Annotated in this window: 15 protein-coding genes and 1 tRNA gene; 14 read left to right on the top strand and 2 right to left on the bottom strand. The window is 41.1% G+C overall.

Annotation, left to right across the window (positions count from 1 at the left end; genetic code table 11):
* Window position 1: 1 nt before the first annotated feature.
* Both NT010_02905 and NT010_02900 read left to right on the top strand, forming a co-directional pair.
* A complete protein-coding gene (locus NT010_02905; protein MCX5805007.1) occupies window positions 2-472 on the top strand; it encodes a TRAP transporter small permease in 471 nt (156 codons plus the stop codon).
* Window positions 473-478: 6 nt separating this feature from the next.
* Window positions 479-1762, top strand: coding sequence for a TRAP transporter large permease (locus NT010_02900; protein ID MCX5805006.1), 1284 nt, complete (start codon window positions 479-481; stop codon window positions 1760-1762).
* Window positions 1763-1961: 199 nt separating this feature from the next.
* Here the strand turns inward: NT010_02900 and NT010_02895 are convergent, their stop codons facing one another.
* A complete protein-coding gene (locus NT010_02895; protein MCX5805005.1) occupies window positions 1962-3230 on the bottom strand; it encodes a CBS domain-containing protein in 1269 nt (422 codons plus the stop codon).
* Window positions 3231-3268: 38 nt separating this feature from the next.
* Window positions 3269-4171: a hypothetical protein gene (locus NT010_02890; protein ID MCX5805004.1), complete on the bottom strand. Its 903-nt coding sequence runs from the start codon at window positions 4169-4171 to the stop codon at window positions 3269-3271.
* A gap of 212 nt (window positions 4172-4383) precedes the next feature.
* Here NT010_02890 and NT010_02885 point away from each other — a divergent pair.
* The 12 genes from NT010_02885 to NT010_02830 all read left to right on the top strand — a co-directional run bounded on the left by NT010_02885 (window position 4384) and on the right by NT010_02830 (window position 13532).
* A tRNA-Pro gene (locus tag NT010_02885) sits at window positions 4384-4459 on the top strand.
* 22 nt (window positions 4460-4481) lie between these two features.
* The gene (gene surE / locus NT010_02880; GenBank protein MCX5805003.1) at window positions 4482-5237 is read left to right on the top strand and encodes a 5'/3'-nucleotidase SurE; all 756 of its coding nucleotides are present in this window, start codon (window positions 4482-4484) and stop codon (window positions 5235-5237) included.
* On the top strand, window positions 5234-5380 hold the full coding sequence (locus NT010_02875; GenBank protein ID MCX5805002.1) for a hypothetical protein: 147 nt from the start codon (window positions 5234-5236) through the stop codon (window positions 5378-5380). The genes surE and NT010_02875 overlap by 4 nt, the downstream gene beginning before the upstream one ends.
* A gap of 36 nt (window positions 5381-5416) precedes the next feature.
* Window positions 5417-6721: a tRNA (N6-isopentenyl adenosine(37)-C2)-methylthiotransferase MiaB gene (miaB, locus tag NT010_02870; GenBank protein MCX5805001.1), complete on the top strand. Its 1305-nt coding sequence runs from the start codon at window positions 5417-5419 to the stop codon at window positions 6719-6721.
* A 55-nt stretch (window positions 6722-6776) separates the two neighbouring features.
* Window positions 6777-7274, top strand: a complete 498-nt coding sequence (locus tag NT010_02865; GenBank protein MCX5805000.1) for a bifunctional nuclease family protein — start codon at window positions 6777-6779, stop codon at window positions 7272-7274.
* A gap of 67 nt (window positions 7275-7341) precedes the next feature.
* Complete coding sequence (locus tag NT010_02860) at window positions 7342-7995, top strand: histidinol phosphate phosphatase domain-containing protein (GenBank protein ID MCX5804999.1); 654 nt, start codon at window positions 7342-7344, stop codon at window positions 7993-7995.
* A gap of 22 nt (window positions 7996-8017) precedes the next feature.
* Complete coding sequence (hisC, locus tag NT010_02855) at window positions 8018-9103, top strand: histidinol-phosphate transaminase (protein ID MCX5804998.1); 1086 nt, start codon at window positions 8018-8020, stop codon at window positions 9101-9103.
* A 113-nt stretch (window positions 9104-9216) separates the two neighbouring features.
* Window positions 9217-9900, top strand: a complete 684-nt coding sequence (cmk, locus tag NT010_02850) for a (d)CMP kinase (protein ID MCX5804997.1) — start codon at window positions 9217-9219, stop codon at window positions 9898-9900.
* Entirely contained in the window at window positions 9897-10721 is an 825-nt protein-coding gene (gene ispH, locus NT010_02845; protein ID MCX5804996.1) for a 4-hydroxy-3-methylbut-2-enyl diphosphate reductase, read from the top strand. The genes cmk and ispH overlap by 4 nt, the downstream gene beginning before the upstream one ends.
* A 9-nt stretch (window positions 10722-10730) precedes the next feature.
* Window positions 10731-12446, top strand: a complete 1716-nt coding sequence (locus NT010_02840) for a 30S ribosomal protein S1 (GenBank protein MCX5804995.1) — start codon at window positions 10731-10733, stop codon at window positions 12444-12446.
* 17 nt (window positions 12447-12463) lie between these two features.
* Window positions 12464-12637: a Trm112 family protein gene (locus tag NT010_02835; protein ID MCX5804994.1), complete on the top strand. Its 174-nt coding sequence runs from the start codon at window positions 12464-12466 to the stop codon at window positions 12635-12637.
* Between the two features lie 10 nt (window positions 12638-12647).
* Complete coding sequence (locus NT010_02830; protein ID MCX5804993.1) at window positions 12648-13532, top strand: lysophospholipid acyltransferase family protein; 885 nt, start codon at window positions 12648-12650, stop codon at window positions 13530-13532.
* The last annotated feature ends 151 nt before the right edge of the window (window positions 13533-13683 follow it).

Genomic DNA, 13683 nt, shown 5'->3' with positions numbered 1-13683 from the left:
AATGTTCAGGAAAATATATGAAAACCTTGAAGAAGCGGCAGGTGCCTTACTCCTTGCTATTATGGCAGCATTTGCTTTTTTAAACGTAATTACCCGCTATTTTATCCATTACTCTTTTGCCTCAACAGAAGAGATTGAAGTTGCCGGCCTTGTCTGGCTGACCATGCTGGGAACTGCTGCCGGATTCAGGAGGGGGATTCATCTGGGATTTAACTTGCTTGAGCTTCGCTTCCCTGACCTGAACAAGAAGATTCTTTTTCCTTTTTCATCTATTTTAACTATGATTGCAATCTGTGTTCTTGTCTGGGTCAGCCTTCTTCAGATAAGAGATGAGATGATGCTTGCAATAAGTACGGAAGCTCTGGGCATCCCGCAATGGTGGTATACAATCGCCATACCCGCAGGCGGTATTTTAATACTTTTTCGTATAGCAGAAGCATTATATGTAAATTTCAGCAAAGAACAACTATGATCTGATATGGAACAGGTAATAATATTTTTTCTTATTTTTCTCGTACTTCTTGCCCTCGGCATACCAATTGCGATTTCTCTCGGCTTTACTTCTATTGTTCTTATCTGGAAATACAGTCTGGGAATTGCGGCTATTGCTCCGGTTTTCTATGCAAGTGTGGCAAAAATTCAGCTTCTTGCATTGCCTTTCTTTATCCTTGCCGGTCTTATTTTAGACCGGTGCGGAATTTCTAAAAGGCTTATTCGCCTGGTAAGCCTGCTTGTCGGCCCGATACCAGGCGGGCTTGCAATTGTAACTATCATTGTCGGCGTGATCTTTGCTGGAATTTCCGGATCAGGTCCGGCAGATACTGCAGCTCTTGGTGTTGTGCTTTTCCCAGCCATGATTGCAATGGGATATGACAAGGGTTATACATCAGCACTGATTGCGAGCACCGGATCGCTTGCTATTGTAATACCGCCAAGCATTGCCTTTATCATCTACGGGGTCATAACAGCAACCTCTGTCCCCGCCCTTTTTGCAGCAGGAGTGATTCCGGGGGTTATTACCGCACTTTTCCTCATCATACCATCATATTTTATTGCCCGGAAATATGGATGGAAAGGCGAAAAATGGGGATCGTCGAAGGAGATAAAACAGGCTTTAAAAGAAGCTGTCTGGGGGTTGCTCGCCCCTGTTTTTATTTTAAGCGGGATATATGGCGGTATTTTTACTGCAACAGAAGCAGCGGTAATGGCTATCTTTTATGGACTATTTATAGGATTTGCCGTATATCGGAGTCTTAACATGCAAATCCTTTACGGAATATTCAGGGATGCAGTGCTTTCCTCGGCGGTTGTTATGTTTATTGTGGCTTTTGCAGGTCTTTTTTCATGGACCGGTTCTACTCTCGGTGTAATGGATAAAACTTCAGCATCTCTGCTTTCACTGTCTTCCGACCCTTTCATAATACTTTTTCTTATAAATGCAATACTTTTCATAGCCGGCATGCTTATGGATGCAATCTCTATTTATTACATTTTTCTGCCCATTCTAATCCCGATCATGCATCATTTCAGCTGGGACCCTGTCTGGTTCGGTGTTGTCATGACCCTGAATCTTGCCATTGGCCAGATAACTCCTCCGGTGGCTGTAAACTTGTATGTTATCGCGAATATAGCAGATCTCAGCCTTGAGAAAGTCTCCCGGTCGATCATTCCTTTTGTTGCCACCATGCTTGTTGCACTGCTTGTAACAATGCTTTTCCCATCTTTGTCAACATACCTGCCGGCTTTGTTCGGACTGAAATAGCTGCCGGCTCATGTGCCGTAGCTAAAAGAACTTATTCCAATTCTAAATCAAGGATGAAATCAAGGCGGCAAGGAAGAGGCGACGTAGGCGTACGATAATAGTACGTCGGAGGAGCAGATGACGAAGCCAACGATGATAGCGCCTTGATTTAGAATTGGAATTAGAATGTTTGTTGTCAACTGAGGATAATGAGCCGGTCTTACTGGAATGCTCTTCTCTTCTTTTTTCTTATAGGGTTTGGCACGAGCAGGTCGATAATGTCATCTACCGTGATGACACCCTTTATCCTCCCGTCTTCACCAATAACGGGGATTGCAATGAAGTCGTATTTTGATATGATTTCCGCTATATCTTTTCGCTCAGCCTCGATGCTTACAAATTTTACATTCTGCGTCATTATATCTTCCAATTTTGCATACAGGGGACTTGTAAGAAGTTTTTTTAATGTAAGGACGCCAAGCAGATGGTCGTCGTCATCTACTATATAAATGTAGTATATAAATTCAACGTCAGGTGCAAGCAGCCTGATATTTGCAAGTACTTCATCAATTGTCATATCCGGTGGAAAATCAAGAAATTCGCTTGTCATTAAGCCGCCCGCCGTATCTTCCTCGTAACTCAACAGATCCTTCACCTCTGTTGCTTCTTCGCTTTCCATAAGTGCAAGCAGCTCCTCAGAGGCCTCTTCAGGCATATCGCCCAGTATATCTGCAGCCTCATCCGGAGGCATCTCTTCAAGGATGTCCGATATCATCTCTTTATCCATCTCATTGAAAATCTTTTCTCTTACTTCTGTTGAGACTTCGTGGAGCGCTTCCCCTGCCAGTTCTTCATCAACAGACGACAGCAGTAACGTTCCCTCTTCCGGTGGAATCTCGCTCAGAATCTGGGCCAGGTCTGACGGATGAAGTTCGCCAAGCTGTTTTCTTGCAACATTTAAGGTTAAATTCCTCAAATGAGGGTCAATAGTCTGTAAAAAATTCCAATCGATAATGTGTTCTTTAATGGGTTTTTTAAAAAGTTCAAGGGTCTTTTGAATTGTCCGCCCGCCGTCTATTCTCCGGAGTATCCCGTTGAGCCCTACATCAATTCCTACTATGCAGATGATGCCGTCACTCTCACCGAGTTTTAAATCGTTCACTCTTACGACCTTTGCGCCATTTACGTCGAGTATCTGCTTGTCGAGGATATGCCTCTTTATTAATATATCTCCTTCCTGATGCCTGTAATTGGCAAGGGGTTTTTCTGACAGGTTAAGTGTGATGACAAATTTGTTAAATAGATGGATGTCTGTAACGGAAACCTCAAGTAACTGTTTCCTGTTCTTCAGCACCAGCTTAATAACCCCGGGGAATCTGGCTCCGGGAACAATCACAAGGTCCCAAAGTGCGCCTACTCTTTTTCCATGCTGGTCAATAACATCTTTTTTCAGTACTTCGCTCAGATAAACGTCTGTTATATAGGTCATGTTTCATTTTATCATCAGACATTGTATATGACAATGATTTATTGAATGACTTGCTGTAAATCCTTAGCAGTAAGTTCAATGATCTTGTTTTCAATTAAGGATATATCTATTATATCCGTATCCTGTCTGAATGTCAGGAAACGCCCTCTTGGATGCCATATAAGCGGGTTGAAATCAATAAAAATTGTAATAGAAAAAAGACCGCACATGCCTGCGAGATGAGCCATACCGGAATCGTTAGAAACAAATATGCCGCCCTCCAGAAAAAATTCCTTGATATCGGAAAGTTCCTGGAAAGATATTTTATCCTTGATATCTATGCTTGTGCCCAGAGATTCAAGGATACGCACATCCATGGCTTTTAATTTCAAAGACTTGTAAAGCTGCATAAAGTTTTCGAGAGGCCATTTATTCTTTTGAAAGCCTTTTTCAGGGTAGAGTATCGTCCGGTATAAAGGCTTAGGTTTTATTTCTTTTTTGATTGCCCTGATGCCATATTGTTCAAGCTGTGCCAACTGGTAATCTTCAACATGAACAGTATTGGCGGCATGTTTTTTGTTAGTTTTACCTGTGAACGTTGAACTGTGAAGCATTGACTGATCTTCCGGATACATTTCTATAAATATAAGCGGCTCCCTCGAAAAGCCCTTCCATCTTTGCCTTAAATTACCCACCCTGTCCTTCCCGATAAATATGATCTGTTTATAAATGATGTCCGGACAACGGTCTGAAAAAAGGTGAAGCCATTTTATTGATTCAATTCTGTGAATTTTTATAAAATATTCATTAAACAGCTTGAGAAATCTTGTGTATCCCAGTGCTTCGATATTTCCTTCAAAGTGTCTTGATAAGGATAGGAATGTTGACTCGGAAAGGCACATATCTCCGAGTCCGCCGAGATGAATAAGGAGAATTTTGTCTTTGTCCTGATTCGCATCCATGTTAAAACGTATTTTATAATCTGTCTGCTGTCAACAAATTAACAACCTGTTGCCTGAAACTCCGGCATTGACTGTCAACAAAATTAATCAAAACGTAACGAGTTAAGATATCCGGGATTTACTTAAAGTACGGTTTTTGTATTCCTCATCAATGACTACCGGTTATCTTTTTAAGTGGACTTTTTAAGAAATATCTGCAATATTTAACGCATCGGGGCGTAGCGCAGCATGGTTTAGCGCACCTGCTTGGGGTGCAGGAGGCCGCAGGTTCAAATCCCGTCGCCCCGATTCTATTTCTTTAAGGTGTCTCTTGCAAATTCTTTTAACAAACGATGACGGTATTTACTCAGAGGGGCTCATGTTGCTCAGGGAACGCCTGCTGAAGCAGCATGATGTATATGTTGTGGCGCCTGAAAGAGAAAGAACATGTGTAGGACATGCGATTACCATACATAAACCTTTAAGGGTGAAGGAATTAGGGGACAGGCTGTTTGCTTCAAACGGAACGCCTGTTGATTGTATTTTGCTTGGACTCAAGGTGCTGCTCTCTCAACCTCCGGATTTTATTATCTCCGGAATTAACAAGGGGCCCAATATGGGTCAGGATATAAATTATTCCGGAACTGTTGCCGCTGCAAAAGAAGGGGCTTTTATGGGTATACCTTCTCTGGCTGTTTCAATCAATGCGAGGGAAGATTATCGTTTTGCTGATGCAGTAAGAATTACCGAAGATATTATCGGAATGCTGCAGGGCAATACCTGCCCTGCCAGGACATTTTTAAATATTAACATTCCTAATATACCCTATGAAAATATAAAAGATTTTATGGTGACAAGACTCGGAAAAAGGTTTTATAATGATGCTGTAGTTGAAAGAATAGACCCGAGGGGCGGGAAATATTACTGGATAGGCGGGAACAGCCCCGGTTTTGATTTGATAGAAGGCACGGATTTTTATGCAGTAGAGAATGGTTATACATCTGTTACGCCGTTGGATTTGGATGCAACGGGCAATAATAGCTCAATCAATATATTAAGACAGCTTTTGAAAAAGAGGAGCTTATGAAAACCACATTATCTATTATCAAGGCTGATATTGGCAGTCTCGGTGGTCGTCTTAAACCCGGTGCGCCTTTGTTTAAGTTGGAATATGGTGGAATAGTAAAGAAAATGGAAAAACTTCAAGGAAAATTTAAGGTAAGAACATAATATTTATAGAAAATTAACCAAGGAATGAGTCCGGCTGTGAAATTTTATATTGAAACATTAGGCTGTCAGATGAATGAACACGATACGCAGAAAATGATACATCTTCTCCGTATGGCCGATTACGAGCACATCGATAATGCTCAGGGGGCGGATATCGTTATCGTGAATACATGCTGTGTCCGGGAGAAGGCAGAGCAGAAGTTTTATAGTCTTATGGGCAGGCTGAAGAGGATGAAAACTGTGAACGGGACAATTCTGGGGGTAACCGGTTGTATTGCCCAGATGGAAAAAGAATCTATCTCAGACAGACTTCCTTTCATAGATTTTTCTCTGGGGCCTTCTAATATTCATAAAGTTCAGGAAGCCATTGAACATGCGTCAAAAAAAAACCCGTACTTTGACTTTTCCGAGAATGGATGTGTCCACTCACTGTTTGTAAAAGCGGAAAGTGTAAGCAGAGGGGTTAAAAGATTTGTTACTATTATGAAAGGATGTAATAATTTTTGCAGTTACTGTATAGTACCATATGTTAGGGGCAGAGAGGCAAGCAGGGACAGTGCCGGTATCCTCGAAGAAATAGATGAGCTGGCAAAAAATGGCATTAAGGATGTTACGCTTCTCGGACAGAACGTTAACTCTTACAATATTGGAACGGATGATGTCTCTTTTCCTGAACTGCTGCATTCAATAAACAGGATAAAAGGAATTGAGAGAATCAGGTTTGTTACTTCTCACCCGAAAGATTTGTCTGACGAGCTTATCGGCTGCCTTGGAAGTGTTGAAAAATTATGCGAGCAGATTCATCTGCCCTTTCAGTCAGGGTCAGACAAGCTCTTAAAGTTAATGAACAGAGGTTACACAGCCTATGAATACAGAGAAAAAATACGTAGGTTGAGAAACAGGTGTCACGATATCGCTGTTACGGGAGATTGTATTGTTGGCTTCCCGGGTGAAGATGAAAAGGCTTTCGAAGAAACCATGCAATTGATAAAAGATATTGAATTTGACAATTTATTCTCCTTTGTTTATTCTCCGAGGAAATATACTGCTGCCTCAACCCTGCCGGATGAAGTGCCCCGTGATACAGCACTAAAAAGGCTGAAGCACTTACAGGAAACTCAAAAGGCAATAACATTGAAAAAGAACAGGGCAATGGAAGGCAGTATTGCAGAGGTATTGGTCGAAGGCCTAAGCAGGAATTCAGGCAAAGACGTTACAGGCAGGACACGAACAAACAAGATTATCAATTTTGCAGGTGATGAGGGTATGGTCGGCAAGCTGATACATGTGGAAATTGTAAAAGGTTATGCAAATTCCCTGAAGGGTGAACTGAAAAAATAGGAAATAGGGAACAGCACCTTTGAACCCTTTTGCCTGTTGAACTACGGAGGTACAAATGCTCAAAGAAATGAAGGTTGCAGGTATTACTGTAGACCCCTTTACCAATACTCCGATTGTGCTGCTTAAAGACATAGAAGAAAAGGATGTTCTCCCTATCTGGATTGGTCTGCTTGAGGCTTCAAGCATTGCAACAGCATTGGAAAATATTAGTACACCAAGGCCGATGACACATGACCTCCTGAAAAATATACTCGACAATCTGGGTGTAAAGGTTGTCAAAATAGAGGTGAATGATCTTAAGGACAACACGTATTATGCGTTATTGCATCTCGATGTGGATAATAAAAGACTTGTTGTTGATTCAAGACCGAGTGACGCAATAGCAATTGCGTTAAGAACGGGGGCGCCGATATTTGTTGAAGAGGCTGTTATAAAAAAATCAGCAAAAATTGACCTTTCCGGAAAGGGTGACAAGATAGTGACCGATGCAGCCGAGTGGGAAGACATTCTTGAAAGCCTTTCGCCCGATGATTTCGGTAAATATAAGATGTAAATATGGTTATCCGGTTTTTTGCTTAACTGCTTTGCAATTTAAAAGAATAAGAAAAGGTAGAAGATAAATGATAGATTTGCATACTCACTCATTATTAAGCGATGGCGAACTACTCCCTGCAGAACTTGCGAGAAGGGCAAGGGTCATAGGTTATAAAACCATAGGGATATCCGACCATGTTGACCATACCAATATAGAAACGGTTGCACGTTCCATACTGAAGCTGAGTGAAAAAACAACCTATCATGAAGGTATAACGATTCTCCCCGGAATAGAGATCACCCATGTTCCCAAAGGACTTATTAAGGAACTGATCGTGTTTGCCCGGGAACTGGGCATATTCTATGTGGTTGTTCACGGGGAAACCATCGCAGAGCCGGTAGAAGAAGGGACAAACAGGGCAGCAATTGAAGGCGGGGCCGATATAATAGCACACCCCGGGCTTATTAAAGAGACAGATGCAGCATTTGCACAAGAAAAAGGAGTTCTTCTTGAAATCAGCAGCAGAAAGGAGCATTCCCTTACAAATGGGTATGTAGCTATGATGGCAAAAAAAACAGGAGCAAAACTTGTATTCAATACGGATTCCCACAGTCCTTCGGATCTGGCAACCGAATATGATGCTAAAAGGATAGCCATGGGTGCAGGGCTTTATGAGGAAGATTTTTATATAATGCAGAAGAATGCAGAAGAACTTGTAAAAAGAGCACTGAAACGATAAAGAACCAAATAAAAGGCATAAAGTGGACAAAACTGTGAGCAAAATGAAACTCTCAATTGATGAAAACATACAGGAGATACCTTTTTATCCAATGGCCATGAAATACGGCCTTGATGACGAATGGGTAAGATTAGCCTCAAATGAAAATCCGTTTCCTCCATCAAAAAAAGTACTTTCCAGTATGCGTGATGCGCTTTCTTCCATAAACAGATATCCCGGTAATGGATTTGAATTAAAGACAACAATCTCCGATAAATACAATGTAAAGCCGGAGCAGGTTGTGCTTGGAGACGGCTCTGACGAGCTTATAGAGCTGGCTTTAAAGGCAATGAAACACCAGGTAAAAAACAAGGTCATTATCTCAGAGCCCTCATTTGCATTTTATTCCATTGCATCAAAGATATATGGATACGAAACTTGCAAGGTTCCCGTTACAAATATGAAAGTCAACCTTGACCGTATAAAAGAAGCTATTGATGACAGGACACGGGTGATATTCTTAAACAACCCTTTAAACCCAACCGGTACGATTTTTGAAGATGATGCATTTAAAGCCTTTTTACAATTGTTGCCGCCGGATATACTTGTAGTTGCCGATGAAGCCTACGCAGAGTTTTCCGAAAGCAGGGCTTTCCCTGATACTTTTCAATATATCAATGATTATCCGGTCCTTATTTTAAGGACATTCTCAAAGGCCTATGCCCTTGCAGGCTTAAGGGTCGGATATGGTATCGGTGAAGCATCCCTGATGTCCTTTATCGAGAGAACACGACAGCCCTTCAGCGTGAATTCAATTGCGCTTGCAGGTGCAAAAGCAGCCATGGAAGACACCGCTTATTTTGAGAAGGTTATGGAGAATAACAGAAAGGGCAAGAAATTTTTCTATAATGCCTTCAATGAGCTATCTGTAGAGTATGTTTTGACAGAGTCAAATTTCATACTTTTTAAATATGGGGAAGGGGCTGAAGCATTAATGAAAAGGCTTTTTGAAGACAAAATCCTGGTAAGATGGATGGGTCCATATGGGCTGCCTGATTACATCAGGGTATCAATCGGAAAAATGGAGGAAAATAAAAGGTTTATAGAAACACTGAGGAAAATACTGTAGCTTTTGCATGCTGCAGCCGAAGCACAAAAATCAGCTATAAAAAATACTACTTACTGAAAAATAGTTGTTTTCCGGACATTCTCAAATAATCACAGATGGCTGACAGGAGAAAAATGGCTGAAAAACCAAATAAAAACCTGATTATTACAATTGATGGTCCCAGTGGGGCAGGTAAAAGTACAGTTGCCAGGATGGTCGCACTTGCACTCGGGTACAGGTATATTGATACCGGCGCCATGTACCGTGGAGTAGCCTATGCCTATAAAATATTATGTGATGTGCGTAAGGATTCCGACAATATGGAACAATTTCTGAGAAACCTTCCTATAAGGTTTGAGTTTGAAAATGAGGCAAGGGTCTTTCTGGAAGTTGAAGACATTTCCGAAAAAATCCGTGATCCTGAAATATCTCTTCTCGCGTCGAAACTTTCCCAGGAAAGAAGCGTGAGAGAATACCTTACTGTCCTGCAGAAGGAAGCAGGTAAAAATGGCGGTGTTGTGCTTGAAGGCAGAGATATGGGCAGCGTGGTGTTTCCGGATGCACATTTAAAGTTCTACCTTGATGCCAACCAGGACGAAAGGGCAAAGAGAAGACACCTTGAGTTATCTTCAAAAGGCATACAATCATTGCAGTCAGTTGTTAAAGATGAGATGCAAAAGAGAGACAAGGATGATTCGGAAAGGAAGATTGCTCCCCTTGTTATACCGGAACATGCCATATATATTGATACAAGCGAACTGGATGCACGCGGAGTTGTTGATAGCATATTGAATGTTATCTTCGAGTCGGAGGAATGATGGAAGTCTTGAAGACAGACCACCCGGGTTTTTGTTTCGGGGTACGACGTGCAATAGATATTGTTTTACAGGAAAAAGAAAAGGCTAAAGGCAAAATATTCACTTTGGGCCCGATTATCCATAACCCGCAGATGGTAGAAATGCTCAGGCATAGAGGAATTATTCCTGTAGACAATATCTCCGAGATAAATTATGGAACTGTTGTTTTCCGCACGCATGGAATCAAAGAAGAAGAAGAGGAAGATATCAAACTGAAAGGATTGAAATCTATAGATGCAACCTGTCCTTTTGTAAAGAGGGTAAGAAAAAAAGCCATTTTTCTTGAAAAAAACGGTTATAAGGTAGTAATTGTAGGAGATAAAAACCACCCTGAAGTTAAAAGTGTATTGAGTTATTTGCATAATGATGGTATTGTGTTACAAAAACCAACCCATATAACCGCAAAAAAGGTTGGAGTGGTAAGTCAGACAACACAGGATAAAGACACCTTTTTTAATATAGTTTGTGGGCTTATAGAGGGAGTTGAAGAGTTGAGGGTTTATAATACAATTTGCGAGAGTACCGGAATCAGGCAGAGGGAAGTTGCCCTGCTTTCGTCGATGGTCGATGCCATGCTGATAGTGGGTGGAAAGAACAGTTCAAATACCACAAAACTTTTCAATATAGCAAAAAATATACAGCCGAATACACACCACATAGAAACAGAAACAGATATTAAGCCTGAATGGTTTTCAGGGCTTAATAAGATTGGAATAACAGGAGGTGCATCTACCCCTGATGACATATTAGATATTGTGGAAAGGTATGTAAAAAAACTTTAGGGGGGAATCATGCCAGATACCGGTGACACCATAGCACAAAAAGAAAAAACACCAGAAGAAATGAAGGAGCTTTATGAAAACTCAATGAAAACCCTGCAGGCTGGTAATATCATTAAGGGCAGGGTTATTAACATAAACGCTGATTCGGTGATTGTCGATGTCGGCTTGAAATCCGAAGGGAAACTATCTATCTCTGAGTTTACGAACAAGTCCGGGGAACAGAATGTCAATATAGGCGATGAAGTTGAGGTAATAATAGTAGGCAGAGAAATGGGGTTTGGTCTGCTTCTGCTTTCAAAACAGAGAGCAGATATTATCAGAATATGGGAAAAAGTAAACAAAGCGGCTGAAGATGGCACGCCCATGGATGGAGACATTACATCGGAAGTTAAGGGCGGTTTTTTAGCGGATATCGGGGTAAATGCCTTTCTCCCTATATCTCAGGTGGATATTAAGCCTGTGAAGAATCCTTCCTCCTTTGTAGGGAGGCATCTGAAATTCAAGGTCATCAAGGTAAACCAGCGTAAAGGGAATGTAATAATATCAAGAAGAATGTTTATGGAAGAGGAACGGGACAGGAAGAAGAAAGAGTTCTGGAAAAATGTAAAAACAGATCAGGTTGTTTATGGTATTGTCAGGAATATTACCGATTATGGTGCATTTATAGATATGGGCGGAGTTGATGGACTTCTGTATCTCAATGAGATAACATGGGGCAGAATAACCCACCCGAAGGAGTATTTGAGGGTTGGAGATGAAATTAAGGTAAAAGTAATTGATGTAGATGTTGAAAAAGAGAGGGTATCTGTCAGCATAAAACAACTTAAACAGGATCCGTGGCTTAAGATTGATGAAAAATATGGTGCAGGAACAAAGGTAAGAGGGAAGGTCGCCGGAATTGTTGATTATGGAGTTTTTGTTGAACTCGAACAAGGTATTGAAGGGCTCCTCCATATCAGCGAGATGAGCTGGGATAAGAGACTGAAAAACCCTAACAAGATTGTTAAAAAAGGCGACTGGATCGATCTAATTGTACTTGTTGTTGACAAAGAAAAAAACAGGGTTTCTCTTGGCTTAAAACAATTATTGCCGGATCCATGGGAAGAACTTGTTGCTCAGTATCCTGCTGGTGCTGTAGTAAAGGGCAGGATTAAAAATATCACAGACTTTGGTATGTTTGTGGGCATAGGCAACGGTATAGACGGGTTAGTACATATGTCCGAGGTATCATGGTCGAGAAGGAAAAATATTGTTACAGAAACATTTAAAAAGGGGACAGTGGTCGAAGCTCTTGTAATCAATGTTGATAAAGCGCAGAAAAAGTTTTCCCTGAGCCTGAAACAATTGAAGGAAAGTCCATGGAAAGGGATTATGTCGCGATATCAGGTAGGGGAAATTGTAGAAGGCTATGTGACAAGCATTACAGACTTCGGTGCTTTTGTGGAAATTGAGGAAGGCATAGAGGGGCTTATACATCTGTCAGAGATGGATGAAGCAAAAGGGAAGCACCCATCCGAAATATTCAACATAGACGATAAAGTAAAGGCGTTAATTCTGAATATTGATGCAAAAGATAAAAGAATCGGACTGAGCATAAAGGCAATCAATAAGGTTGTTGAAGAAAAGAAGGCACCGGAACCCGTTAAAAATGAGGAAAACTATTTTTCATCTCTTGCGGACATACTTGAACCTGCGACAAATAAGGAAAACAATGAAATTTCCTGAAATAAAGCGGAGGGGCAATGCCTATCAATAAGGATCTCCTTGACATACTCTGTTGCCCTAAGTGTAAAGGGGATATAAGACTGAATAAGTCAGAAGATGGACTCATATGCGATGCATGCAAACTTATGTATCCTATTAAAGACGACATTCCAATAATGCTCGTTGACGAAGCTGTAAATATTACCGTTTAAGCAGAGCCATGTGTTTATAGATTTCCTTCTTATATTTATTGTTAAAACCCTCCAGCAAATTATCCGCATTCTCCCGGAACATCTACAACGCTCAACAGGTGTGTTTTTCGGGAAAATAGCGTTTTTTGTTTTAAAAGGCAGAAAGAAAGTTGCCATATCAAATATTAAAAGGGCTTTTAACAGCATAAACGACAGCGAAGCAGCCGGTATTGCAAAACAAAACTTTGAAAAACTGGGTATTAATTTTGTAGAAATGCTCATGATCCCGTATGTGCCAAAGCATGAATACAGCAGCCGGTTTACAATGGAAAACCGGCATTATATAGACGATGCCTCAAAGCAGAATAAAGGGGTTATCGTCCTGATTTTTCATTATACAAACTGGGAAATCATGGGTGTTGCGTCAAACTCACTTGCAAGCGATATTGTTGTTCTTGCCCGCCCTCTAAAAAAACACAAATATATCAATAACTTTTTGAACAAGCTTAGAAACTCAACAGGACTTCAAATTATTCCCAATGCTGATACGGCGAGAGATGTGATGAGACATCTCAAGGCAAACAAAATCATCGGTATTCTTGCAGATCAGAGAGAAAAGAGATCCCGTGGGGTCTTTGTCGAGCTTTTCGGTGAAAAAGTCCCTACAACAAAAGGCATTGCAGCAATAGGAATGAAAACGGGTGCGCCTGTCATTCCTATGTATTTTGTGAGGGAAGGCTTCTTAAGATACAGGGTTGTCTGGAACGAGCCCATTGAGATGGAAAGAGGGGGCAACATAGAAGATATGATCTACCTGAACACAAGAAAAATCAATGCGTTTTTAGAGACCATAATCCTGAAACATCCTGATGAATGGTTCTGGGTGCACAGGAGATGGGAGCGCAGGCGTAAATAATTCCATCTCCAAATCAAACACACATGCCGACTTGTCGGCACAAAAAGGAATGAAAATGTCGCCAGATGCCTCCTTTTTATAGTAAGAATATCCATGTAGTCATTCCAATAAGGAGGGGTCACATGGATATAATCGTTGAAAGAGGAGCGGG

This window comes from Pseudomonadota bacterium, assembly GCA_026388275.1.
In the GTDB taxonomy this organism is placed as follows: Bacteria; Desulfobacterota; Syntrophorhabdia; order Syntrophorhabdales; family Syntrophorhabdaceae; genus JAPLKB01.
The sequence above is the reverse complement of the archived record's forward strand: the minus strand, read 5'-3'. Positions and strand labels throughout refer to the sequence as shown.

Bases quoted from the DNA above. Each gene is read 5' to 3' on its own strand.
- NT010_02905 (MCX5805007.1), top strand. From the start codon at position 2: ATGTTCAGGAAAATATATGAAAACCTTGAAGAAGCGGCAGGTGCCTTA.
- NT010_02900 (MCX5805006.1), top strand. From the start codon at position 479: ATGGAACAGGTAATAATATTTTTTCTTATTTTTCTCGTACTTCTTGCC.
- NT010_02895 (MCX5805005.1), bottom strand. From the start codon at position 3,230: ATGACCTATATAACAGACGTTTATCTGAGCGAAGTACTGAAAAAAGAT.
- NT010_02890 (MCX5805004.1), bottom strand. From the start codon at position 4,171: ATGGATGCGAATCAGGACAAAGACAAAATTCTCCTTATTCATCTCGGC.
- NT010_02875 (MCX5805002.1), top strand. From the start codon at position 5,234: ATGAAAACCACATTATCTATTATCAAGGCTGATATTGGCAGTCTCGGT.
- NT010_02865 (MCX5805000.1), top strand. From the start codon at position 6,777: ATGCTCAAAGAAATGAAGGTTGCAGGTATTACTGTAGACCCCTTTACC.
- NT010_02860 (MCX5804999.1), top strand. From the start codon at position 7,342: ATGATAGATTTGCATACTCACTCATTATTAAGCGATGGCGAACTACTC.
- cmk (MCX5804997.1), top strand. From the start codon at position 9,217: ATGGCTGAAAAACCAAATAAAAACCTGATTATTACAATTGATGGTCCC.
- ispH (MCX5804996.1), top strand. From the start codon at position 9,897: ATGATGGAAGTCTTGAAGACAGACCACCCGGGTTTTTGTTTCGGGGTA.
- NT010_02840 (MCX5804995.1), top strand. From the start codon at position 10,731: ATGCCAGATACCGGTGACACCATAGCACAAAAAGAAAAAACACCAGAA.
- NT010_02835 (MCX5804994.1), top strand. From the start codon at position 12,464: ATGCCTATCAATAAGGATCTCCTTGACATACTCTGTTGCCCTAAGTGT.